Here is a 22674-nt window from a genome sequence, read left to right as displayed (position 1 = left end):
AACTTCACAGTTCTGAGGGCTTTTCCATTTTAACAACGGTGGGGCAAAGCCCACCTATAAGTGACTACTCTTCATCATCACCATCAAACCCTGCATTTAATAATGCTGCAAGGTTTTGAGTTGCTTCGTCATTAACAAAGCTTTGGGTTTCAGCTTCGATGTCTTCCGCAGTTGCAAAAGAAGAAGCAGAAACTGCCGCTTGTGCTACGCTGATTTCTTCATCTACGCTACGACGTTTTGCACGTTCTTTATGATATGCAAAACCAGTACCCGCTGGGATTAAACGACCAACGATAACGTTCTCTTTTAAGCCGCGTAATTCGTCACGTTTACCTGCCACAGCTGCTTCGGTAAGCACACGGGTGGTTTCTTGGAACGATGCTGCAGAGATGAATGACTCTGTTGCAAGCGATGCTTTGGTAATACCAAGCAATTCACGTTCAAATTCCACTTCCGGTTTGCCTTCAGCAACACGTTTGCGGTTAGCGATTTTCACGCGTGCAACTTCCACTTGCTCGCCCTCTAAGAATTCAGAGTCGTAAGCGTTGGTAATTACCGCTTTACGTAACATTTGACGTACGATCACTTCGATGTGCTTGTCGTTAATTTTTACCCCTTGTAAGCGGTAAACTTCTTGCACTTCGTTTACGATGTATTCAGTTACAGCGTGAACGCCACGTAAGCGTAAGATGTCATGTGGGGTCTCCGCACCATCAGAAATCACATCGCCACGTTGAACCATTTCGCCTTCGAATACGTTGAGCTGACGCCATTTTGGAATCATTTCTTCGTATGCTTCGCCTTCCACTGGGGTAATCACTAAGCGGCGTTTACCTTTGGTTTCTTTACCGAATGATACGATACCTGAGATTTCTGCAAGGATCGCCGGCTCTTTCGGTTTACGAGCTTCGAATAAGTCTGCTACGCGTGGAAGACCACCGGTAATATCTTTTGTACCCACAGATTCTTGTGGAATACGTGCTAATGCTTCACCAACTGCGATTTCTGCACCATCATCAAGGGTTACAATCGCTTTACCCGGTAAGAAGTATTGCGCTGGTACATCTGTGCCTGCGATTAAGATGTCGTTACCTTGTGCATCCACTAATTTTAATGCCGGACGTAAGTCTTTACCTGCAGTTGCACGTTCACCCACATCTTGCACCACGATTGATGATAAACCGGTTAATTCGTCCGTTTGACGTGTTACGGTTAAGCCATCAATGATGTCGTGGAATTGGATACGACCTGATACCTCTGCGATAACCGGCATTGTATGTGGATCCCAGTTAGCAACCACTTCACCAACTGCCACTTCTGCACCATCATTTTTGTTCAATACCGCACCGTATGGCAGTTTATAGTTCTCTTTGGTACGACCGAAGGTGTCAATCACTGTTAATTCGGTATTACGAGAAGTTAAAACTAATTTGCCATCTTTGTTGGTTACGTATTTCGCATTGGTTAATTTAATCGTACCGTTGTTTTTTACTTGTACGCTAGATTCTTTCGCTGCCGCAGATGCCGCACCACCGATATGGAACGTACGCATCGTTAACTGTGTACCCGGCTCACCGATTGATTGTGCCGCAATAACACCGACTGCTTCACCTTGGTTGATTAAGTGACCACGTGCTAAATCACGACCGTAACATTTCGCACACACACCGAAGTCTGTGTTACAGGTTACTACTGAACGTACTTTGATGCTATCAACTGAGTTTTCATCGATAACATCACAAAGTTTTTCATCGATCAGTGTATTACGTGCGATTAACACTTCGTCTGAACCCGGTTTTAATACGTCTTCCGCAACAACACGACCTAATACTAATTCACGTAATGGCACTTTCTCGTCTCCACCTTCAATATGTGGAGTCATCACGATACCTTCTTCCGTACCACAGTCATCTTCAATGATCACTAAATCTTGTGCCACGTCTACTAAACGACGGGTTAAGTAACCAGAGTTCGCTGTTTTCAACGCCGTATCCGCAAGACCTTTACGTGCACCGTGGGTTGAAATAAAGTACTGAAGAACGTTCAAGCCTTCACGGAAGTTCGCTGTGATTGGTGTTTCGATGATCGAGCCGTCCGGACGAGCCATCAAACCACGCATACCGGCTAACTGACGAATCTGCGCTGCAGAACCACGCGCACCAGAGTCTGCCATCATAAAGATACTGTTGAATGACGCTTGTTTCTCTGGGTTACCTTCACGGTTGATGACTTCTTCCGTAGAAAGGTTATCCATCATTGCTTTCGCAACACGTTCGTTTGCAGCCGCCCAAATATCGATCACTTTGTTATAGCGTTCGCCTGCAGTAACAAGACCAGAGTTGAATTGCTCTTGAATTTCAGCAACTTCTGCTTCTGCTGCACGGATAATTTCGTGTTTTTGTTCTGGGATAACCATATCGTTGATACCAACTGATGCCCCTGAACGTGCCGCATACGCAAAACCAGTGTACATAACTTGGTCAGCTAAAACTACCGATTCTTTTAAACCTAAACGGCGGTAAGATTCGTTGATTAATTTTGAAATCGCTTTCTTACCTAATGTTTGGTTGAATAATTTGTATGGCATACCTTTTGGCGAGATCATCCATAAAATTGCACGACCCACGGTGGTATCCACTAATGAAGTTTTCGGCTCAAATTCGCCCGCTTCATTTTTCTCGTATTCGGTAATACGTACTTTTACACGTGCGTGCAATTCTGCTTGACCGGTACGGTATGCTTTTTCTGCTTCACGAGGGTCAAGGAAATACATACCTTCCCCTTTCGCATTCACTTTCTCACGGGTCATATAGTATAAACCTAATACAACGTCTTGAGATGGAACGATAATTGGGTCACCACTTGCCGGTGAAAGTACGTTATTAGTAGACATCATTAACGCACGAGCTTCTAACTGAGCTTCTAAAGTTAATGGAACGTGTACCGCCATTTGGTCACCATCGAAGTCCGCGTTGAACGCCGCACAAACAAGTGGGTGTAACTGGATTGCTTTACCTTCGATTAAGATTGGTTCGAACGCCTGAATACCTAAACGGTGCAACGTTGGTGCACGGTTAAGCAGGATTGGGTGTTCGCGGATAACTTCTGCAAGAATATCCCATACAATCGGCTCTTCACGCTCTACCATTTTCTTCGCCGCTTTGATTGTTGAAGCAATACCACGGCTTTCTAATTTAGAGTAGATAAATGGACGGAATAATTCCAATGCCATTTTTTTCGGTAAACCACATTGGTGAAGACGTAAGTATGGACCTACGGTAATTACCGAACGACCTGAGTAGTCTACACGTTTACCTAATAAGTTTTGACGGAAACGACCTTGTTTACCTTTGATCATATCCGCAAGTGATTTTAATGGACGTTTGTTAGAACCGGTAATAGCACGACCACGGCGACCGTTATCTAATAACGCATCCACAGACTCTTGTAACATACGTTTTTCGTTACGTACGATAATGTCTGGCGCAACTAAATCTAATAAACGTTTTAAACGGTTATTACGGTTGATCACACGGCGATATAAATCATTCAGATCTGAAGTCGCAAAACGACCACCATCAAGTGGTACTAATGGACGAAGATCCGGTGGAAGAACTGGTAATACCGTCATTACCATCCATTCTGGTTTATTACCAGATTGTTGGAATGCTTCTAAAAGTTTTAAACGTTTTGTGATTTTTTTACGTTTGGTTTCAGAATTCGTTTCTTGTAACTCTTCACGCATGGTTTCGCATTGGTGTTCTAAATCCATATCGCGTAATAACGCTTGGATACCTTCCGCACCCATTTTCGCATCGAATTCATCACCCCAGCGCTCTTCAGCGTCTAAGAATTGTTCTTCAGTTAATAACTGACCTTTTTCAAGATCGGTCATACCCGGTTCGATCACGACATAGCTTTCAAAATAAAGCACACGCTCAATATCACGTAACGGCATATCAAGGATTAAACCGATACGGGACGGCAGTGATTTTAAGAACCAAATATGTGCCACAGGGCAAGCAAGTTCGATGTGTCCCATACGGTCACGGCGAACTTTCGTTTGAGTTACTTCAACACCACATTTTTCACAAATGACACCACGGTGTTTTAAGCGTTTATATTTACCACATAAACATTCGTAATCTTTTACCGGCCCGAAGATACGTGCACAGAAAAGACCATCACGTTCTGGTTTGAATGTACGGTAGTTGATGGTTTCTGGTTTTTTAACCTCACCAAAAGACCAAGAACGGATCTTGTCCGGCGATGCTAAACCAATTTTAATTACATCAAAATCATCGTTTGATTTAGATTGTGCTTTTAAAAACTTAACTAAGTCTTTCACGTTTTTGCCCCTGATTTGAGGTTTTTGTTCTTGAAATAGTCGCCCATTTCAACTGAAAATCTTTGGTTGCAAGCGGTCGGTTTTGGCAAATTGTTTGCAAGATTTGACCGCTTGTGTGAACAAATGTAGGGACACACTGCGTGTGTCCGCAAATTTTCGTTCTTAGGCTTCGTCCAACTCCATATCAATCGCTAATGCACGGATTTCTTTCGTGATTACGTTGAATGACTCTGGAATACCCGGTTCCATATAGTGCGTACCATCTACGATGTTTTTATACATCTTCGTACGACCGTTTACGTCATCCGATTTCACGGTAAGCATTTCTTGTAATGTATAAGCCGCACCGTATGCTTCTAATGCCCATACCTCCATCTCACCGAAACGCTGACCACCGAACTGCGCTTTACCACCCAACGGTTGTTGAGTAACAAGACTATAAGAACCTGTTGAACGAGCGTGCATTTTGTCATCAACTAAGTGGTTCAATTTGAGCATATACATATAACCTACGGTTACCGGACGCTCAAATCTCTCACCGGTACGTCCATCATATAAGGTAATTTGACCTGATGTTGGTAAACCACCTAATTCTAATAAGCCTTTGATTTCGCTTTCGTGCGCACCATCAAATACTGGTGTTGCAAGCGGTAAACCTTTACGTAAGTTTTGCGCTAAACGCATCACTTCTTCATCAGAGAAAGTGCTTAAATCTACAGATTGTGAACCATGTCCTAAATCATACGCTTTTTGGATATATTCACGTAATTTCGCAACAGATTGTTGTTGTTTAATCATTGCGTTGATTTGATCACCAATACCACGTGCCGCTAAACCTAAGTGTGTTTCTAAGATCTGACCGATGTTCATACGTGAAGGAACGCCCAGTGGGTTCAACACGATTTCAACCGGCTGACCGTTTTCATCGTACGGCATATCTTCAACTGGGTTAATTTTCGAGATAACCCCTTTGTTACCGTGACGACCCGCCATTTTATCCCCTGGTTGGATTTGACGTTTCACCGCAAGGTAAACTTTAACTACTTTTAATACGCCCGGTGCTAAATCGTCCCCTTGAATGATCTTGTTACGTTTGATCTCAAGTTTACGTTCGAACTCTTTGCGTAACTCTTCGTGTTGTTCAGCAAGCTGTTCTAACTGATTTTGTTTTGCTTCATCTTCTAAAGTTTGCTCTAACCATTTCTCACGAGCCACTTTATCTAATTCTGCTTCGCTCACGCCACCTTCTACTAATAAGTTGCGAACACGAGTGAATAAACCAGCTTCTAAAATTTCTAACTCTTCGGTTAAATCTTTTTTCGCTTCACGAAGTTGCATTTCTTCGATTTCTAACGCACGTTTATCTTTTTCTACGCCATCACGAGTGAAGACTTGAACATCGATAACCGTACCTGATGTACCGTTTGGCACACGAAGTGAACTATCTTTAACATCTGATGCTTTTTCACCGAAGATTGCACGGAGTAATTTTTCTTCTGGGGTTAATTGGGTTTCACCTTTTGGTGTCACTTTACCCACAAGAATATCGCCACCTTTCACCTCAGCACCGATATACACGATACCAGATTCGTCCAGTTTGCTTAATGCTGACTCACCTACGTTTGGAATATCTGCAGTGATCTCTTCTGCACCAAGTTTGGTATCACGCGCCACACAAGATAACTCTTGAATGTGGATTGTGGTAAAGCGATCTTCTTGTACTACACGTTCAGATACTAACATTGAGTCTTCGAAGTTATAGCCGTTCCAAGGCATAAATGCCACACGGATATTTTGACCTAACGCCAACTCACCTAAATCCGTTGAAGGGCCATCAGCTAAGATTTCACCACGACCTACTGGCTCACCTAATTTCACACAAGGAATTTGGTTGATACAAGTATTTTGGTTTGAACGGGTATATTTGATTAAGTTATAAATATCAATACCTGCTTCACCTGCAACGGTTTCATCTTCATTGACTTTCACCACGATACGAGAAGCATCAACGTATTGGATAGTACCACCACGTTTTGCAATCACCGCAACACCAGAGTCAAGGGCGATTGGTTTTTCCATACCTGTACCGACTAATGGTTTGTCCGCACGCAATGTTGGCACTGCTTGACGTTGCATGTTTGCACCCATTAACGCACGGTTCGCATCGTCGTGTTCAAGGAACGGAATTAATGCTGCCGCCACAGAAACCACCTGTTGTGTTGAAACGTCCATATAGTGAATTTCTTCTGGGCGATATAAACCTGACTCACCGTGTTCACCACGACAGGTTACATAAGTATCAGTAAAGCGGAAGTTCTCATCTAAGTTTGAGTTCGCCTGTGCGATAACGTAAGCACCTTCTTCAATCGCTGATAAGTATTCGATCTCTTCAGTCACTTGACCATTCACAACTTTACGGAATGGGGTTTCTAAGAAGCCGTAGTTGTTGGTACGCGCATACACAGAAAGCGAGTTAATCAAACCGATGTTTGGACCCTCAGGGGTTTCGATCGGACATAAGCGACCATAGTGAGTGGTGTGTACGTCACGCACTTCAAAGCCTGCACGTTCACGAGTTAAACCGCCTGGACCTAACGCTGAAATACGACGTTTGTGTGTTACTTCTGAAAGCGGGTTGTTTTGGTCCATAAATTGCGAAAGTTGTGATGAACCGAAGAACTCTTTCACTGCCGCAGAAATTGGTTTCGCATTGATTAAATCTTGTGGGGTTACGCCGTCTAAATCACCTAATGAAAGACGCTCACGCACCGCACGTTCAACACGCACTAAACCGATACGGAATTGGTTCTCCGCCATCTCGCCCACTGAACGAATACGGCGGTTACCTAAGTGGTCGATATCGTCCACTTCTCCACGACCGTTACGGATTTCGATCAGTTTTTTCATTACGCCGATGATGTCATCATTGCTTAAAATCCCTAAGCCTTCGCCTTCCGGAATATTTAATGAACGATTGAACTTCATACGACCTACTGCAGATAAATCGTAACGATCTGCAGAGAAGAACATATTATCGAATAAGCCTTCTGCCGCTTCTTTTGTTGGCGGCTCGCCCGGACGCATCATACGATAGATTTCAACTAATGCGCTTAAGCGATCGTAAGTTGGGTCTACACGTAAGGTTTCAGAAATATACGGACCGTAGTCTAAATCGTTAGTAAATAGTACTTCGATCTCTTTGTAACCTGCTTGCGAAAGGTTCGCTAACATTTCTAAAGAGATTTCCATATTCGCAGGGCAGATAATTTCGCCGCTTGAAAGATCAACATAATCTTTCGCTGTCACACGACCGACAATATATTCAGTCGGCACTTGGATTTGGGTAATATTGTCTTTTTCTAATGCACGAATGTGACGAGCGGTGATACGACGACCACTTTCAACATAGACTTTGCCGTTTGCTTCAATGTCGAAAGCTGCCGTTTCACCACGAAGATACTCAGGCACTAAGGTCATTAGCAATTTGTTGTCTTCAATGTGGAAAGTCACGGTTTCGAAGAACATATTTAAGATTTCTTCAGTCGTGTAGCCTAACGCACGCAGAATAATGGTTGCTGGTAATTTACGACGACGGTCGATACGCGCATACAGGTTGTCTTTCGGATCGAACTCGAAATCTAACCAAGAACCACGGTAAGGAATGATGCGTGCGTTATAAAGCACTTTACCTGAAGCGTGGGTTTTACCTTTGTCAGAATCGAAGAATACGCCCGGACTACGGTGTAACTGAGAAACGATAACACGCTCAGTACCGTTGATCACGAAAGTACCGTTGTCGGTCATCAATGGGATTTCGCCCATATAGACGTTTTGTTCTTTGATGTCTTTTACTGTGCCTGCTGCCGCTTCGCGATCAAAGGTCACAAGACGAAGTTTTACGCGTAAAGGCGCTGCATAGGTTGTACCACGAATTTGGCATTCACGCACATCAAATACGGGTTCGCCTAATTCGTAAGAAACGTATTGTAATTCAGTTGCACCGTTGCTGCTCACAATCGGAAACACTGAACGGAATGCCGCTTCTAAACCTTGAAGTCCTTCAGGATCTCTTTGGATAAATTTATCAAAAGAATCGAGCTGAATTGTTAATAGATAAGGTACGTTCAGAACTTGTGAGCGTTTGCCAAAGCTCTTACGAATACGCTTTTTCTCGGAATATGAGTATGCCATTAAATATAGCCTCTGATTTTCTGTTTGGTTGAGTTTTCACAATCCGCCTAAAGACTGGCAGGAAGTGGCATTATAAAAAATTGTACGAGGTGTCATTTTCCAATTGCCAATCAAACAGTCAAAAATCACTACTGTAAGCGGTCAAATTGGGCAGGAGATTTGCAAATTTTGTTGATTAAAATGACAAAATCAACACTTGCGTTCAAGCACAAAAGGCTGACCACTCAAAGCTGTCAGCCAATTTTTACCTAAATGGTTAGGAATTATAGCGGATTTTGCAAAGTTTGGCAACAATTTAACCGCTTGTTTAGAGAGGAATTTTATTAGAAAAAGCTAACAATGATACAAATAACTCCACCTAAAAATAAGAATGGGTTGATATAATCTAACTCTCTACCCAAATTCATTGTTTTTTGTCTAGAACTAATAAGTAAATTTAATATAATCAAAATAATACCTAAAATAAACATCTACCCTCCTTACACTATTGATTTCAAGTTCTTTGGAATGTTACTTTCTTTTAACCCTTGAGATCTAAGAATGAAGTTATGATCTTCCCCTCTAGTAACCATAAGCTTAATTCCCCTGCCTTCTTTTTGTATAGAGATGTCGCAAGGAATATTATTAACCAATGCCCAAAAGCTATATCTATTATGATCACTAATATCAGAACCATACTTATTATTAGCGTCATATGGTCTTAATCTTAAAGCCTCATATGCTTCTTGCACTGAAATTTTAGCCTCACATCATAAAATTCTCAGATTTTATTCCTCGTCTCCGTACATGGTAGTACTCTCTATAGCTCCTAATAAGTATCCCTATCCCTCAACAAATGCACATTCCCCTTACGGCGTAAGAAGCCTGAACGGTCGAAGTATTCAATCAGCTGTACGGTCACTTTACGCCCGTATTGAATTTCATCTCTAAGCTGGTTTACCGAAATTTCGCCGTGTTGCTCAATGAAATTTTTGATAAGCTGAGCAAATGCACTGATCTGTTCGTGTAACAAGAAACGGTCTTTGACAATCGGCACTAAATAGCCCAACTTTCCTGCTTTATATAGCAAGTTACGCATTTCTGTTTCGTCTATGGATAGTTCGGAAGCAATATCTCTAACCCATAAGGCTTGATTGGTTCGTTCAAATAGCGGTCGGATTTCTGCCCAAATTTGCAATTCGGCATCGTTGAACTCAATTCGATGTGTTGGGGTATGGATCCAACCGCGTGTTTGTGCCAAAGTGTTATCGGCAATCAGTTCGTCAATGAGGGCAAAGGCAAGTTGTTCTGATAACTCTAACGTAGCAATACGATGTAAACGAGCCTTTGTCACCCCAAGCTGATCGCTATGCTGTTGGTGATACTCTTCGAGCTTCGCCACAATGTGTTGTTGGATTTGAGTTTTAAATGCCCCGTTAAACAGGTGATTAGAGTTGAGATAGTAATCCGATTTTTCCGCCAGTTTTTCTAAATCACGAATAAAAATCTGCTCTGCCCACAGTAGTTGGGTCAAATTCACCGCTTTATGTTGCAGATAGAGTGCAATACGTTCTTGATAGCTTGTGCAGTTAGCTAACTGTGAGAGATAACTCAAGCGTGCTTCGCTACGTTTATGGCGTTTCGGCGAGTGAATTTCGATCACTTCTGCACCAGCAAGGGTTTGACTGTCGTCGCCACTACGCAAAATAAGTTTGTCTTCTAAAGCAATGTGCAACGGCGTATCTAAAATCAGTTCGGCTATCGCGGTATCATCGGCAGGGCATTGGCTTCCATCTAGTAAATTTAATTTTGCGGTAGTGTGACTGGCAAAGTGATAGAGATGCACAACACTGTTTTCTTTTAAAGCTTGGGCTGTCGTTAGGCGAACGGTAATGCGGTCACAAGCAAATTGGGGATCCTGCTGTGTAATCCAGTCGCCACGCTCAATCTGCTCTTTTTCCACATTGGCGATATTTAAGGCTAAACGTTGCCCTGCTACCCCGATCGATGCTTCGTTATTTTGAGCGTGAATGTTTTTTATCCGCACTTTCTGACCGCTTGAGATATAAAATTCATCACCGATAACCACTTTTCCAGCGACCGCCGTCCCTGTTACCACCAAGCCTGCACCTTTCACATTAAATACACGGTCAATCGCATAGCGAAACGGTTTATCTATTTGTGTGCTTTGGTGATTAAGGCTGATCAGATGGTGCTTTAATGGCTCAATGCCCTCGCCTGTCTGAGCCGAAGTCACAAAGAAATGGGCTGAAGCCAAAAACGGATAACGCTGTTTTAATTGTTCGATCAGTTGGGTAGTGCGAGTCGCTTCCACTCTGTCTGCTTTGGTGAGTACGATAATAATCTGCTTAAAATTCAACAGGCGAAGAATAGCAAGATGTTCTTCCGTCTGTGGTTTAATCCCCTCGTCTGCCGATACCACCAACAAAGCGTGTTGGATACCGCCAAGCCCTGCCAACATATTAGACAGAAATTTTTGGTGCCCCGGTACATCAATAAAACCCAAAATATCATTTTCAATCGGCAAATAAGCATATCCAAGATCGATCGTCAACCCCCGTTTTTTCTCTTCAGGCAAGTGAGCAGTGTGAGTGCCTGTTAAGACGTGTAAAAGTGATGTTTTGCCGTGATCGACGTGTCCTGCGGTGATGATGATCATTTTGTCTCCGAGACTTCTGTTTGTTTAACGGAGAAGATTAAGATCTTGTTTTTAAATGGTCAACCAATTTTTCTACAACACCAATCACAAAGTCTTTGTCTGCTTTTGAGGTATTTTGTAATAGTGTAGCTAAATATTCTGCATCATCTTTATTGAGTGACGAATTGCCTGCAAGTAGATCCGCCACATTACAATGAAAGACGTTCGCAAATTCAAACAGCCTCATTAAACTCGGCATTGCCACCCCTCGCTCAATGCGTGAAATTGTCTCATTACCCAAATCAAGTTTTTCCGCCAACTGTTCTTGAGTTAAACCAGTAGTTTGACGATATTTTGCAATATTGCTACCTAATTGTTTTGCAAACTTCTGTTTATTGATATTCATATATACCCCATTAAAATGAGGTTGTAGTGAATATAAAACTGCCCCTAAGTAAAAGGATATTAAAATCCCATAAAAATTCAACTTTTTATGTTGGGTTGATAACCAAATTAGATCTATAATTCGAATTGCTTACAAAGCACATTAAAAAACATTCACTATTTTACAAAAAGAGGTCTTTATGAAAAAACTTACTTTATCTGTATTATTAGCATTGTCTACTATCAGCACTTCTACTTTGGCAAACGTATATATTCAAGGGGATATCGGTTCGTCAAAAATTACACCCGATGATTTCAATGGAGGAACAGCAACGGATTTTCGTATAAGTATAGGCTATGACTTTGGTAATTATCGTTTAGCTTCTGACACTTCACAATTTGGCGGTAAATTAGGTCTACGCTTTAACTTTTAAGAATGCGTAATATGAAAAAATTACTAATTCCGACTCTATTTTCGGCTTTTTTATTATATCTAAACAAAGTCTAGCTATAATAAGATAAGGCTCAGAAATTGTGTGATCTGAGCCTTATTTTTCGAGATCACATTTCCAATATTTTTATCAACTCTTCAAATTCCGCCACACTTCGCACATCTAGCCACATCTTTTGTTGTACAAAACGAGCAATAATCGGGTTTGGATAGGTTTTAAACTGTTTTTCTAATTCAAGTAAATCGCTCTGTTTATCTGCCGAAATAGTCACAGCAAACGATGGGATTTTTTCTGTCGGTAACGCACCACTGCCGATTTGAGCTTCACTCGGTTCGATTTGCAAAATATAGCGCTGATCTAACCGCTTGTAGAGCGCCTCTTTTAAACGTTCTGCTTTCTGTTGCAGACCATCAAGGGATTGTGTTAGCAAGTGCAATGTCGGTAGCTCGTCCGTTAAACGATCAGGGAAAAGATAGTGGCGTAACGTAGCTTCTAAGCCTGACAAAATCACTTTATCACAACGCAAAACCCGTTTGAGTGGGTGCTGTTGAAGTTGATCGATAAAGGCTTTTTTCCCAACAATAATCCCAGCTTGTGGACCGCCAAGTGGTTTATCCCCTGAAAACGAAACTAAATCCACACCTGAAGCGACTTTTTGTTGCATTATCGGCTCGGCAGGTAGGTTTAGGGCTTGCATATCGGTGAGCGAGCCACTGCCTAAATCGCTAATCACAGGCAGATTAAACTCTTGCCCTAATGCCACTAACTCTTCTTCACTCACACTTGAAGTAAAACCTTGAATTTGGTAATTACTGGTGTGAACTTTCATTAAAAATGCGGTATTTTCGTTGATTGCGTTGCGATAATCTTTTAAATGGGTGCGATTTGTCGTACCCACTTCAACCAACTTGCACCCTGCTTGAGCCATAATGTCAGGGATACGGAAAGCACCGCCGATCTCAATTAATTCACCACGAGAGATAATCACTTCTTTGCCTTGAGCAAAAGTCGCCAACATTAGCAATACGGCGGCGGCATTATTATTGACCACGCAAGCCGCTTCCGCCCCTGTCAGTTGTTGCAACAGCTCAGAAACATAGAGATCACGGTGACTACGTTTGCCTGCTTCAATATCAAACTCCAACGCCACATTATTTCGCATTGCACTGGTAGCAGCTGAAATCGCTTGTTCCGACCACAAACCTCGACCAAGATTGGTATGCAAAACTGTTCCCGTCAGATTAAACACAGGTTTCATTTTAACTTGAGCAAGGCTTTGCAAGCGGTGAGTTAATTCGTTAAAAAGCGTATGTTCCGTTTGTAGAAAGTCAGGCAGACTTTGATGTTGCTGAATATGTTGGCGAGCTTGTTCAATCAGTAAACGAGCTTGAGCAACAAAGGCTTGATGTCCGAATTGTTGAATTAAATCAGCACCTTGTGATGTTTTTAGCAGTTTATCAATTGCAGGAATTGAACGAAATAGTGATTGCATAGCAGAGATCCGTCAGAAATTTTGCACAATTCTAATAAATTCAGTAGAATAGTGCCACTTTTTCGGAGGTGTGTCATATCCGGTGATGTGGCAGGACTTCAAATCCTGTTGAGGATGCCAGCGTTCTCGGGTGGGTTCAACTCCCATACGCCTCCGCCAACTCAAGTTTCTACACATCTCTCAACGTAACCCAACCTAACAAAAATAGCCTTCTAATAATCGCTTTCTGAGTGGAATGGATTGCATAACAGAATTAGTCTACCCTTTTTTCTATAAAAAGCTGGCAAGACCACAAGAATAGATTATTACTATAAATAAGATATTAATTAAATTTACAAGAATATTGTCGGGATAGTAAATAGTTAGATAATATTTAATCGCCTGATTATGCTATTTTCACTATTTGTAATATAGTTACTTTGTTTGCCTAAAAAAGATGTTAGAAAATCGCTTCAAGTCGTAAAAAAGCACCGAAATGGTGTTTACGATTTTGTTTTTTATCATTGTAAAAATGGACTTCAGGCTGAATAAACACTCAGTCTTTCCAAATTGGTTGCTGCCAGTTGATGAAAGGTCCGTAGTGAGTTAGATCCGCTTTTTTCTTATTGATGTTACCGCCAACAAATAAACCATAGCTCAATTTTTTATAGCCCGCAAAATCGTGCTGACGATACAAACTATTACCCCATTCAACATTCTCATCTAAATCACGGGTATATTGTAGAAAGGTATGATTATTGATAAAAACCTGAGGCTTCCACTGGAATTTATTTTCAAAATTAGTACGAAGGTAGTGTTTACTTTTTATACCATATCGATAAATTTGCTCTAATCGAGTAGAAAATACCTCATTGTGTTGCCAGGTTTTAGCTACTTTGAAACGTAAGAATATGTCTGTCCCAGAACGAATCCCTAAATCCACATCAGTATCAATCCCTAATGCTTTAACACCTTTAGACCAACGTAATGCTAAAGACGCATTATCATTTCGTATCTGTTTACTATCATACTTTTTATGTCTACTTAATAGTGATCGATAATTACGCTGCAACTGATTTTGATCCTGAGCGTGGTTATCTAAATCTTCATCACCAAATACGACACTCAAATGCTGTTTTAATGCTGGCAAGCTGTTCTTGTAATTTTATTCGTTGATGATCTACCCAAGTTGGGTTTGCTTTAGTTACTAAAGGTAATGCAAGCAAAGAAAATGCGATGAGATTATATTTCATAAAATACCTTCTCCATTTGGGATTTTAATGGAACTCACTACATCTAAAAGACAAAGCGGTAAGATTTCAGCTCAATCTTACCGCTTGCATTTTATCTATTCAACCATTCCATATAAGCCTTAGTCCCTTCTGCAACGGTTTTAAACAGCTTATCATAACCTGCCGCACGCAGTTTGGTTAAATCAGCTTGAGTAAAGGTTTGGTAACGAGATTTTAAATGATCTGGGAATGGAATAGTTTCAATTTGCCCTTTTTGATGGAACGCCAACACCGCATCAGCAACGGCACGGAAAGACTCCGCATTGCCTGTACCCAGATTGAAAATACCCGAAATCCCATTTTGCCACGCCCAAATATTCACCTGAGCGACATCTTCCACATACACAAAATCACGCAAAAATGTTTCCGAACCTTCAAATAGTTTCGGATTTTCGCCTTTAAGAATTTGCGTATTCAAATGGAACGCCACACTTGCCATCGAGCCTTTATGCTGTTCGCGTGGACCATACACATTGAAATACTTAAAGCCACACACTGGCGACTCTGCCTCAGGCAGAATTTTACGCACATATTCATCAAACAAAAATTTAGAATAGCCATAAACATTTAACGGCTGTTCAAATTTTCTCTCTTCAATAAAATTGTCCGAACGACCGCCGTAGGTCGCTGCACTTGACGCATAAAAGAAAGGAATTTGGCGATCTAAACAGAAATGCAACAGCTCTTTAGAATACTCATAGTTGTTCTGCATTAAATATTTACCGTCCCACTCTGTCGTAGCTGAGCAAGCTCCTTCGTGGAAAATCGCATCAATTTCGCCAAAATCATCGCCTGCAATAATAGAAGCAATAAAATCTTCTTTATCACAATAATCTGCAATGTCTAAATCGACTAAATTAACAAACTTCTCACCATTTTTCAGGTTATCTACCACTAAAATATCGGTTCTACCGATTGCATTTAACGCCTTAACAATATTGCTACCGATAAAGCCAGCACCGCCTGTTACAATAATCATTGTCTTCTCCTTTATTTCGCACGCTCAATCTGTTTTTTCAGTTTGAGCATTTTTTCTTTGATACGTTGGCGTTTAAGTTGGGAAATATGATCCACAAACAACACACCATTTAAGTGATCGATCTCGTGTTGAATACAAATGGCTAACAAACCATCTGCTTCAAGCGTAAACGTTTGACCTTCACGATTTAACGCTTTAACTGTCAATTTCTCTTTGCGTGGCACTAAAGCTCGACAACCAGGAATAGACAAACACCCCTCTTCAATACCCGTTTCGCCACTGCTTTCCAAAATCTCAGGGTTAATCAACACGATTTGATTAGTTTTATCCCCTTCAATATCAATAGTAATCACACGTTTAAGCACATTGACTTGCGGTGCAGCAAGCCCGATCCCCTCGTGTTCATACATTGTGTCAAACATATTATCAATAAAGGTATTTAGTTCTGCGTCCACCGTTTCTACGGGTTGGCAAACCTTAGCCAAATTCTCATCTGGGTAAATTAAAACGTCTAAAACAGCCATTTTTGCGATCTCCGTCGAAAAATTAAAAAGAATATGTTGGCTATTTTAAACTTTTTATTAGGATTAGGGAAATGTATGTAGAAGGGAGCTTACCATTAATATATTTTTCTAGCCTCTAGCTATCCCCCTCTTTAGCAAAGAGGGGCTAGGGGAGATTTGGCAGACGAATAAACGAAGTGAGTGATTAAAAAGTCCTTAGTTTTTTTATTATTGATTGCCAAATAAATTATTTTCTTCGTTATTTACTTCTGTCAAATCTCCCCTAACCCCTCTTTTCTAAAGAGGGGAGTGAGATCGAAGTAAATTTAATATTTCTACGATAAGGTAAATAATAAATGACACATCTCACAAAATTATTAGCCCTGTTACAAGTGCCACAGCTTGGCGCACAACGTATCGGGCGGTTACTCTCGGAAGTGGACTTTGGCGAATTTTGTCAATACGACAAAATCGCATTAAAGCAAATGGGCTGGAATGAACGGCAAATTCAGCGTTGGTTTAATCCTGAGCATAAATGGATTGATCAGGCGTTGCAATGGGCGGAACAGGATCAGCAACGGATTTTAACCTTATTTGACGAAGATTATCCTTTTTTACTGAAGCAGATCAGTACTGCTCCCCCTGTGCTTTTTGTGCGTGGGAATATTGAAAGTTTATCGTTACCGCAGATAGCCATCGTTGGCAGTCGAGATTATTCCCACTATGGTGAACACTGGGCTGGGCATTTTTCGGCGGAATTAGTGAAATATCAGCTTGCTGTCACCAGTGGCTTAGCCATAGGCATAGATGGATTTTGCCATCAACGTGCGGTCAATGAAAACGGAATTACCATTGCGGTTCTAGGCAGTGGGCTAGACCAAGTCTATCCTGCCCGCCACAAAAAACTTGCGGAACAAATCGTTGATACAAGCGGTGCATTAGTGTCGGAATTTTTCCCTAGCCAGCCACCGATTGCTGAAAATTTCCCTAGACGAAATCGCATCATCAGCGGATTATCGCTAGGCACATTGGTTATTGAAGCCACGGTGAACAGTGGCTCGCTCATCACTGCTCGTTATGCGTTAGAGCAAGGACGAGAAGTTTTTGCATTGCCGAACTCAGTACAAAACCCGTATAGCGAAGGGTGCCATAAATTGATTAAAGAAGGGGCATTGCTGGTTGAAAATGTTGAAGATATTTTAGATGCGATTGCGTGGCAACGGCAGTCAGTGCATATTCAACCAAGTCTATTTGATACGAAACCTAAACAAGCGGTGAAATCCGACCCTAAATTTGCAAAAAATCTACCTGAACTGACCGCTTGTCAGCAACAATTGTTTGAACAGATTAGCCTTGAGCCGATCAGCATTGATGATCTTGCCAAAGCGACGGATATGGCGGTAGAAACCGCATTGATTGAGCTGCTGAATTTGGAGTTGTTGGGCGTAGTGAAGCAGGTGAGTGGGGGGTATGTAATCACTTGATAATAATTCTCAATAATATAAAATGAGAACCTTTATCATTTAGGAGGTTTATATGCCATTCATTCGATTTTTCTGTTTTCTCACCGCTTGTTTTGCAATTTCTATAACTGCACAGGCTACAAATGAACGGGTGATCAGTATTGGGGGTGATGTCACCGAAATTATTTATGCCTTAAATGCAGAACAAAATTTAATTGGGCGTGATAGTACAAGTCTTAATCCCCCACAGGTGAAAGCATTGCCCGATATTGGTTATATGCGACAGTTAAACACGGAAGGTATTTTGGCATTAAAACCAACAAAAGTGATTGCGAGTGAGGTTTCGCAGCCATCTATTGTATTAGAACAACTGAAATCTGCTGGTATTCAGGTGGAACTCGTACCGCTTAAATATAGCCCTGAAAGTGTCGTAGAAAAAATCAAACGTATTGGTGACATTGTCGGTAAGCCACAGCAAGCGGCTGCTTTAGCAGATAAATTTACCCAAGAAATAAATGCGGTCAATAAATCTCCACTTGACGTCAATATTTTATTTATTCTCAATCGAGCGGGTATACATCAAATGGCGGCTGGAAAAGGCACAGTCGCAGATACTGCCATTCGGTTAATTGGAGCAAAAAATGCAATGAAAGACGCGGTGAGATTTGCTCCGATTTCTCAAGAAGGAATGATTTCAGCAAATCCTGATTTAATCGTGCTTAGCCATTTGAGCTTAGAAAATTTTAAATCTCCCGATGAAATTTGGACATTACCTGGACTTGCACATACCAACGCGGGAAAACATAAGCGATTAGTCGTTGTTGATGATATTGCGTTTCTTGCTTTCGGATTAACAATGGGGCAAGAGCTACAAAAAATGCGTACTGCGGCTGAACAAGTGGTGAAATAATGTCCCGTTCCCTTTGGCTGATCTCACTACTTATCGTATTGCTGCTTGTGGCACTTATTGCAACAAATGTCGGGGCATTTTCTTTGACGTGGCAAGACTTAATTGCAGCAGACCTAAACAGTAATGTGTGGCAAATATGGTTAAATATTCGTTTACCTCGTATTTTACTCGCCATCATTGTTGGTTTAGCCCTTGCGGTTTCTGGCACGGTATTTCAGGGGTTATTTCATAATCCGATGGCAGATCCTGCATTAATTGGTGTAAATAGCGGGGCAAGCCTTGCTGTCGCCCTCTCTATTCTGTTGCCAAATATTTTACCAACAGAGTGGGGCATTTATAGCACAATGCTTTTTGCTTTTATGGGTAGTCTTGCTGTAACTGGGTTTATCTATGCCTTAAGTCATCGTACTCAAGCCTCTATGCAAAAATTGTTATTGGCAGGTATTGCAGTGAACGCACTTTGTTTTGCTATTGTCGGAATGCTGACATATATCAGTAACGATCAGCAACTTCGTCAATTTACACTTTGGACAATGGGAAGTTTAGGACAAGCACAATGGCAGCCGTTATTTATTGCAAGTACGCTGATTTTACCCGCCTGTTTATATTTGTTTACTCTCGCTCAGAAGCTCAATGTGTTACAACTTGGTGATGAAGAAGCTCATTATCTTGGCATTAATGTACTACAACTAAAACGACTGTTGATGTTACTTGGGGCGTTATTAGTAGGCTCTGCCGTAGCAGTGAGTGGTGCGATTGGGTTTATCGGTTTAGTCATTCCTCACCTTGTTCGCTTTAAATTAGGTGCTGATCATCGTTGGGTTCTACCCGCTTCGGCTCTTTGTGGAGCAATCTTGCTACTTGTCGCTGATACGTTTGCTCGAACTGCATTTGCACCAGCGGAATTGCCTGTCGGTATGATTACCAGTTTTCTTGGCGCACCTTATTTTCTGTGGTTAGTCGTTCGTTATAGGGAGGTAAATTAATGTTGCAATCAGACCGCTTGCTGATCGCTGATAAGCTCACATTAACGATTAATCAGTGTCTTTTGTTAGACAATATCTCTTTAGCGTTACCACAAGGTAAGGTGACAGTGCTGATTGGTCCTAATGGTGCGGGCAAATCCACACTGCTACGCCTATTATCAGGCTACCTCTCGGCAAAAAGCGGGGAAGTGCGTTTGTATAATAAAGGTATAGATCAATTCTCTTTAGCTGAATTGGCTCAACATCGTGCCGTAATGCGACAACATAGTCTGCTCAATTTTCCTTTTTCTGTGGAAGAGGTTATTAGAATGGGGGGCTATCATCGAAGCCAAACGGAAGTCGATCAGCATTTAGAACAGGTGATTATGGTGACAGAATGTACGGCTTTGCGAGATAAGGCTTATCGACAGCTCTCTGGCGGTGAACAACAACGCACACAACTAGCTCGAGCGTTGTTACAACTTTGGAGTGAAGATATGCGAGGTAAATTGCTATTTCTAGATGAGCCTACGTCAGCCTTTGATCTTTACCATCAGCAACACTGCCTACGTTTGCTCAAACAGCTATGCCAAAAGAAAGGGCTAACGGTATGTTGTATTTTGCACGATCTCAATTTAGCCGCGTTATATGGAGATCAACTGATTTTACTGGCAGAACAGCACATTCAAGCCTGTGGCAGTGCAGCAGAGGTTATCCAAAAAGAGATTATTCAAAAATGGTATAAAGCGGAAGTTGCTATTTTTCCTCATTTTGCTACCCAAGCTCCGCAAATACAACTTTCTCTTTAAAATGAAAGATTATACCTTGACAAAATATAGCACTCAAATAAAACGATAATTATTATCAATTAACATGTAAAATTGCTATGCTGTGTTCATCAATTCGCAGGTTAATGATGATTAGCCTGTTTTTTAAATAACCCTTCCAACCTATTTGTTGTTTTTTCTATATTTAAATGAGCATATTCTTCAAAAGTGAGCTTAAAGCCTTGTACTATAAGGCTTTAGCCCACTTTTTACCAACATTGTCTACTATGCAAAATATCCTATCTAAATCACCGCTTTCATTAGATTTCCGCCTATTATTTCTAACTTTTATTGATAAAAGTTGAAAAATGCTTGTTATTTTATTCTTTATTTTATGTAAATGTTGTTTTTTTTTTACAATGGAGTGGGGGCATCTGTACACCCTGAAAATGTAAATAAAAGTTTATGATGCTTTATTAGAAAAAGCGTTAGAGAAAGTTATTATGGAAAGTTATTATGAATAAAATATTTAGAGTTATTTGGAGTCATGCTCAACAGGCTTGGGTTGTTGTATCTGAATTAGTAAAATCTCATACCAAAACATCCACTTACACGGATAAAAGAGCTCAAGTATGCACCTCACATTATTTTTTAGATAAACAGCAAGATAAATTTAAATTAAGTCTTTTAAGTCTAGTATTACTAGGTATATTTTTTAGTCCAGTAGGTTCAGCTGCAGAATGGTTTCAAAATGGTTCTGGTGCAGGGTTTCGAGGATATAACGGCGATTCTATTGGTATTGGTAGAGATAGTAAGGTTGGGCATGGTTCTATTACTATTGGTGCTCAATCAAAAGCTGAAAGTACGACTGCTGTTGCGATAGGTTTTGACGCTCGAGCATTAGCTAACAATTCCACAGCCGTTGGAGCAAGAACAATAGCAGACTTTCATTCTGCGGCTTATGGTCATCGAGCAAGAGCACTAGGAACACACTCTGTTGCAGTCGGTGAAGAAGCTGTTACAAATCAAAATATTAATAGAGCCACTGCATTGGGTAGCAATTCACTTGTTATCGTTGGCGGTGGTGTTGCATTGGGTTATGGTTCAAGAGCAGAAACGGCAGGTGATATTGAAGGGGCAAAACAGTCTTATTCTGTAACAGCAGCAAGCAGTGTTGATAACGGCTTTAAATCCACAGGAAGTGTTGACAACAATCCTATTGGTGCAGTTTCTGTGGGTAATGACAGAATCAAACGCCAAATTACTAATGTTGCCGCAGGTAAAGTAGATACTGACGCAGTAAACGTGGCACAGCTTAAATCGCTTACAATGCAAACAGGAGGCGATAACGGCAGCAGTGGCAAGGTAGGCATTTGGAGTGGCAAACTTGAAGTTAAAGGCACAAGTGGCGAAATCAAGACCAATGCGTCTAACTCAACCATCACAATAGGTTTAGAACAAGACGTTAAGACTAAACTGGCTCAGATTGCCGATAAAATGTCGTCTTTTAAGATTAAAACAAGTACGGATAACAATGAAGCTACAATTACGAATGGAAATACAATCCAGTTTACTGCAGGAGATAATATTAAATTAGAACACACGAACGGAAATATTACGATTTCTACGATTGGTAAGTTAATTACAAAGACTGAAATGGTAAATGGTGGTTTGAAAATTACTTATACGGATGGCACCAGTGATACTATTACTAATGGGAAAGACGGTAGAGATGGTGCGAAAGGTGAACCAGGTATTCCAGGACCTAAGGGTCCAGTAGGGCCTAGGGGTGAACCGGGTCCAAAAGGTGATATGGGTCCAGCGGGACCACGAGGCCCTGCGGGTCCAACCGGTGCTCAAGGTCCAGCAGGACCTAGGGGTGAACAGGGTCTTAAAGGTGAGCAAGGCCCAGCTGGACCAAAAGGCGAAGCTGGTCCAACAGGTCCGATTGGTCCAGTGGGTCCGAAAGGTGAAAAAGGAGATCAAGGTCCGGTGGGTCCGGCAGGCCCAGCGGGTGCTCAGGGCATACAAGGTCCTAAAGGAGATGCAGGTCCAAAAGGTGATACAGGTCTTAGAGGTGAAACTGGCCCTGCGGGTCCAGCAGGACCACGAGGACCTGTGGGTCCAACGGGACCGCAAGGAATGCCAGGTATTCAGGGACAGAAGGGTGAGCGAGGAGAAACAGGTCCAGCGGGTCCAGCAGGGGCTAATGGTATGAAAATTACTCCAGATGCGACTACGACCACAAAAACTGAAGGTGATGGTGCAGATAAGAAAGTAACTACTGCAACAGCAGGTGCTGACGGTACAA

General features: G+C 41.5%; 16 protein-coding genes and 1 tRNA gene. 7 read left to right on the top strand and 10 right to left on the bottom strand.

Annotated features, from left to right (window positions below):
- Positions 1-64 precede the first annotated feature (64 nt).
- The 5 genes from rpoC to B0183_RS08705 all read right to left on the bottom strand — a co-directional run bounded on the left by rpoC (position 65) and on the right by B0183_RS08705 (position 11583).
- Positions 65-4348 (bottom strand): DNA-directed RNA polymerase subunit beta', encoded by a 4284-nt coding sequence (gene rpoC, locus B0183_RS08720; RefSeq protein ID WP_078208668.1) that lies wholly within the window; start codon positions 4346-4348, stop codon positions 65-67.
- 162 nt (positions 4349-4510) lie between these two features.
- Positions 4511-8539 carry a DNA-directed RNA polymerase subunit beta gene (gene rpoB, locus B0183_RS08715; protein WP_078208667.1) on the bottom strand — a complete coding sequence of 1343 codons (4029 nt, stop codon included), beginning with the start codon at positions 8537-8539 and terminating at the stop codon, positions 4511-4513.
- A 479-nt stretch (positions 8540-9018) separates the two neighbouring features.
- Entirely contained in the window at positions 9019-9270 is a 252-nt protein-coding gene (locus B0183_RS12175) for a hypothetical protein (protein WP_062924095.1), read from the bottom strand.
- 77 nt (positions 9271-9347) lie between these two features.
- On the bottom strand, positions 9348-11198 hold the full coding sequence (gene selB / locus B0183_RS08710; protein WP_078208666.1) for a selenocysteine-specific translation elongation factor: 1851 nt from the start codon (positions 11196-11198) through the stop codon (positions 9348-9350).
- A gap of 37 nt (positions 11199-11235) precedes the next feature.
- Positions 11236-11583 carry a helix-turn-helix domain-containing protein gene (locus B0183_RS08705; RefSeq protein ID WP_021111456.1) on the bottom strand — a complete coding sequence of 116 codons (348 nt, stop codon included), beginning with the start codon at positions 11581-11583 and terminating at the stop codon, positions 11236-11238.
- A gap of 178 nt (positions 11584-11761) precedes the next feature.
- On the opposite strand from B0183_RS08705, the gene B0183_RS08700 reads away from it, so the two are divergent.
- Entirely contained in the window at positions 11762-11995 is a 234-nt protein-coding gene (locus B0183_RS08700; protein ID WP_035496459.1) for a hypothetical protein, read from the top strand.
- Between the two features lie 127 nt (positions 11996-12122).
- Here the strand turns inward: B0183_RS08700 and selA are convergent, their stop codons facing one another.
- A complete protein-coding gene (gene selA / locus B0183_RS08695) occupies positions 12123-13505 on the bottom strand; it encodes an L-seryl-tRNA(Sec) selenium transferase (RefSeq protein ID WP_078208665.1) in 1383 nt (460 codons plus the stop codon).
- 64 nt (positions 13506-13569) lie between these two features.
- Here selA and B0183_RS08690 point away from each other — a divergent pair.
- A tRNA-Sec gene (locus B0183_RS08690) sits at positions 13570-13664 on the top strand.
- Between the two features lie 376 nt (positions 13665-14040).
- Here the strand turns inward: B0183_RS08690 and B0183_RS08685 are convergent.
- The 4 genes from B0183_RS08685 to def all read right to left on the bottom strand — a co-directional run bounded on the left by B0183_RS08685 (position 14041) and on the right by def (position 16279).
- Positions 14041-14613, bottom strand: coding sequence for a hypothetical protein (locus tag B0183_RS08685; protein ID WP_078208664.1), 573 nt, complete (start codon positions 14611-14613; stop codon positions 14041-14043).
- The gene (locus B0183_RS12345; protein ID WP_165688517.1) at positions 14594-14737 is read right to left on the bottom strand and encodes a hypothetical protein; all 144 of its coding nucleotides are present in this window, start codon (positions 14735-14737) and stop codon (positions 14594-14596) included. The genes B0183_RS08685 and B0183_RS12345 overlap by 20 nt, the downstream gene beginning before the upstream one ends.
- Before the next feature lie 91 nt (positions 14738-14828).
- On the bottom strand, positions 14829-15755 hold the full coding sequence (gene rfaD / locus B0183_RS08680; RefSeq protein ID WP_078208663.1) for an ADP-glyceromanno-heptose 6-epimerase: 927 nt from the start codon (positions 15753-15755) through the stop codon (positions 14829-14831).
- An 11-nt stretch (positions 15756-15766) separates the two neighbouring features.
- Positions 15767-16279, bottom strand: a complete 513-nt coding sequence (def, locus tag B0183_RS08675; protein ID WP_005712670.1) for a peptide deformylase — start codon at positions 16277-16279, stop codon at positions 15767-15769.
- 335 nt (positions 16280-16614) lie between these two features.
- Here def and dprA point away from each other — a divergent pair, with 335 nt between their 5' ends.
- The 5 genes from dprA to B0183_RS08650 all read left to right on the top strand — a co-directional run.
- Positions 16615-17742: a DNA-processing protein DprA gene (gene dprA / locus B0183_RS08670; protein WP_078208662.1), complete on the top strand. Its 1128-nt coding sequence runs from the start codon at positions 16615-16617 to the stop codon at positions 17740-17742.
- Between the two features lie 52 nt (positions 17743-17794).
- On the top strand, positions 17795-18631 hold the full coding sequence (locus tag B0183_RS08665; protein ID WP_035525206.1) for a heme/hemin ABC transporter substrate-binding protein: 837 nt from the start codon (positions 17795-17797) through the stop codon (positions 18629-18631).
- Positions 18631-19617, top strand: coding sequence for a FecCD family ABC transporter permease (locus tag B0183_RS08660; protein WP_078208661.1), 987 nt, complete (start codon positions 18631-18633; stop codon positions 19615-19617). The genes B0183_RS08665 and B0183_RS08660 overlap by 1 nt, the downstream gene beginning before the upstream one ends.
- Positions 19617-20405, top strand: coding sequence for a heme ABC transporter ATP-binding protein (locus B0183_RS08655; protein WP_078208660.1), 789 nt, complete (start codon positions 19617-19619; stop codon positions 20403-20405). Before B0183_RS08660 ends, B0183_RS08655 begins: the two co-directional genes overlap by 1 nt.
- A 474-nt stretch (positions 20406-20879) precedes the next feature.
- Positions 20880-22674 (top strand): ESPR-type extended signal peptide-containing protein (locus tag B0183_RS08650; protein ID WP_268762568.1); only part of this gene is annotated, 1795 nt, incomplete at its 3' end.

The organism is Glaesserella parasuis, assembly GCF_002015085.1.
GTDB lineage: Bacteria > Pseudomonadota > Gammaproteobacteria > Enterobacterales > Pasteurellaceae > Glaesserella > Glaesserella parasuis.
This window is presented reverse-complemented; position numbering and strand designations above follow the sequence as displayed.

Excerpts from the sequence above, each read along its gene's own strand:
- B0183_RS08705 (WP_021111456.1), bottom strand. The coding sequence starts at position 11,583 with ATGAATATCAATAAACAGAAGTTTGCAAAACAATTAGGTAGCAATATT.
- B0183_RS08655 (WP_078208660.1), top strand. The coding sequence starts at position 19,617 with ATGTTGCAATCAGACCGCTTGCTGATCGCTGATAAGCTCACATTAACG.
- def (WP_005712670.1), bottom strand. The coding sequence starts at position 16,279 with ATGGCTGTTTTAGACGTTTTAATTTACCCAGATGAGAATTTGGCTAAG.
- dprA (WP_078208662.1), top strand. The coding sequence starts at position 16,615 with ATGACACATCTCACAAAATTATTAGCCCTGTTACAAGTGCCACAGCTT.
- rfaD (WP_078208663.1), bottom strand. The coding sequence starts at position 15,755 with ATGATTATTGTAACAGGCGGTGCTGGCTTTATCGGTAGCAATATTGTT.
- selB (WP_078208666.1), bottom strand. The coding sequence starts at position 11,198 with ATGATCATCATCACCGCAGGACACGTCGATCACGGCAAAACATCACTT.
- B0183_RS08660 (WP_078208661.1), top strand. The coding sequence starts at position 18,631 with ATGTCCCGTTCCCTTTGGCTGATCTCACTACTTATCGTATTGCTGCTT.
- B0183_RS08665 (WP_035525206.1), top strand. The coding sequence starts at position 17,795 with ATGCCATTCATTCGATTTTTCTGTTTTCTCACCGCTTGTTTTGCAATT.
- B0183_RS08700 (WP_035496459.1), top strand. The coding sequence starts at position 11,762 with ATGAAAAAACTTACTTTATCTGTATTATTAGCATTGTCTACTATCAGC.
- B0183_RS12345 (WP_165688517.1), bottom strand. The coding sequence starts at position 14,737 with ATGAAATATAATCTCATCGCATTTTCTTTGCTTGCATTACCTTTAGTA.
- selA (WP_078208665.1), bottom strand. The coding sequence starts at position 13,505 with ATGCAATCACTATTTCGTTCAATTCCTGCAATTGATAAACTGCTAAAA.
- rpoB (WP_078208667.1), bottom strand. The coding sequence starts at position 8,539 with ATGGCATACTCATATTCCGAGAAAAAGCGTATTCGTAAGAGCTTTGGC.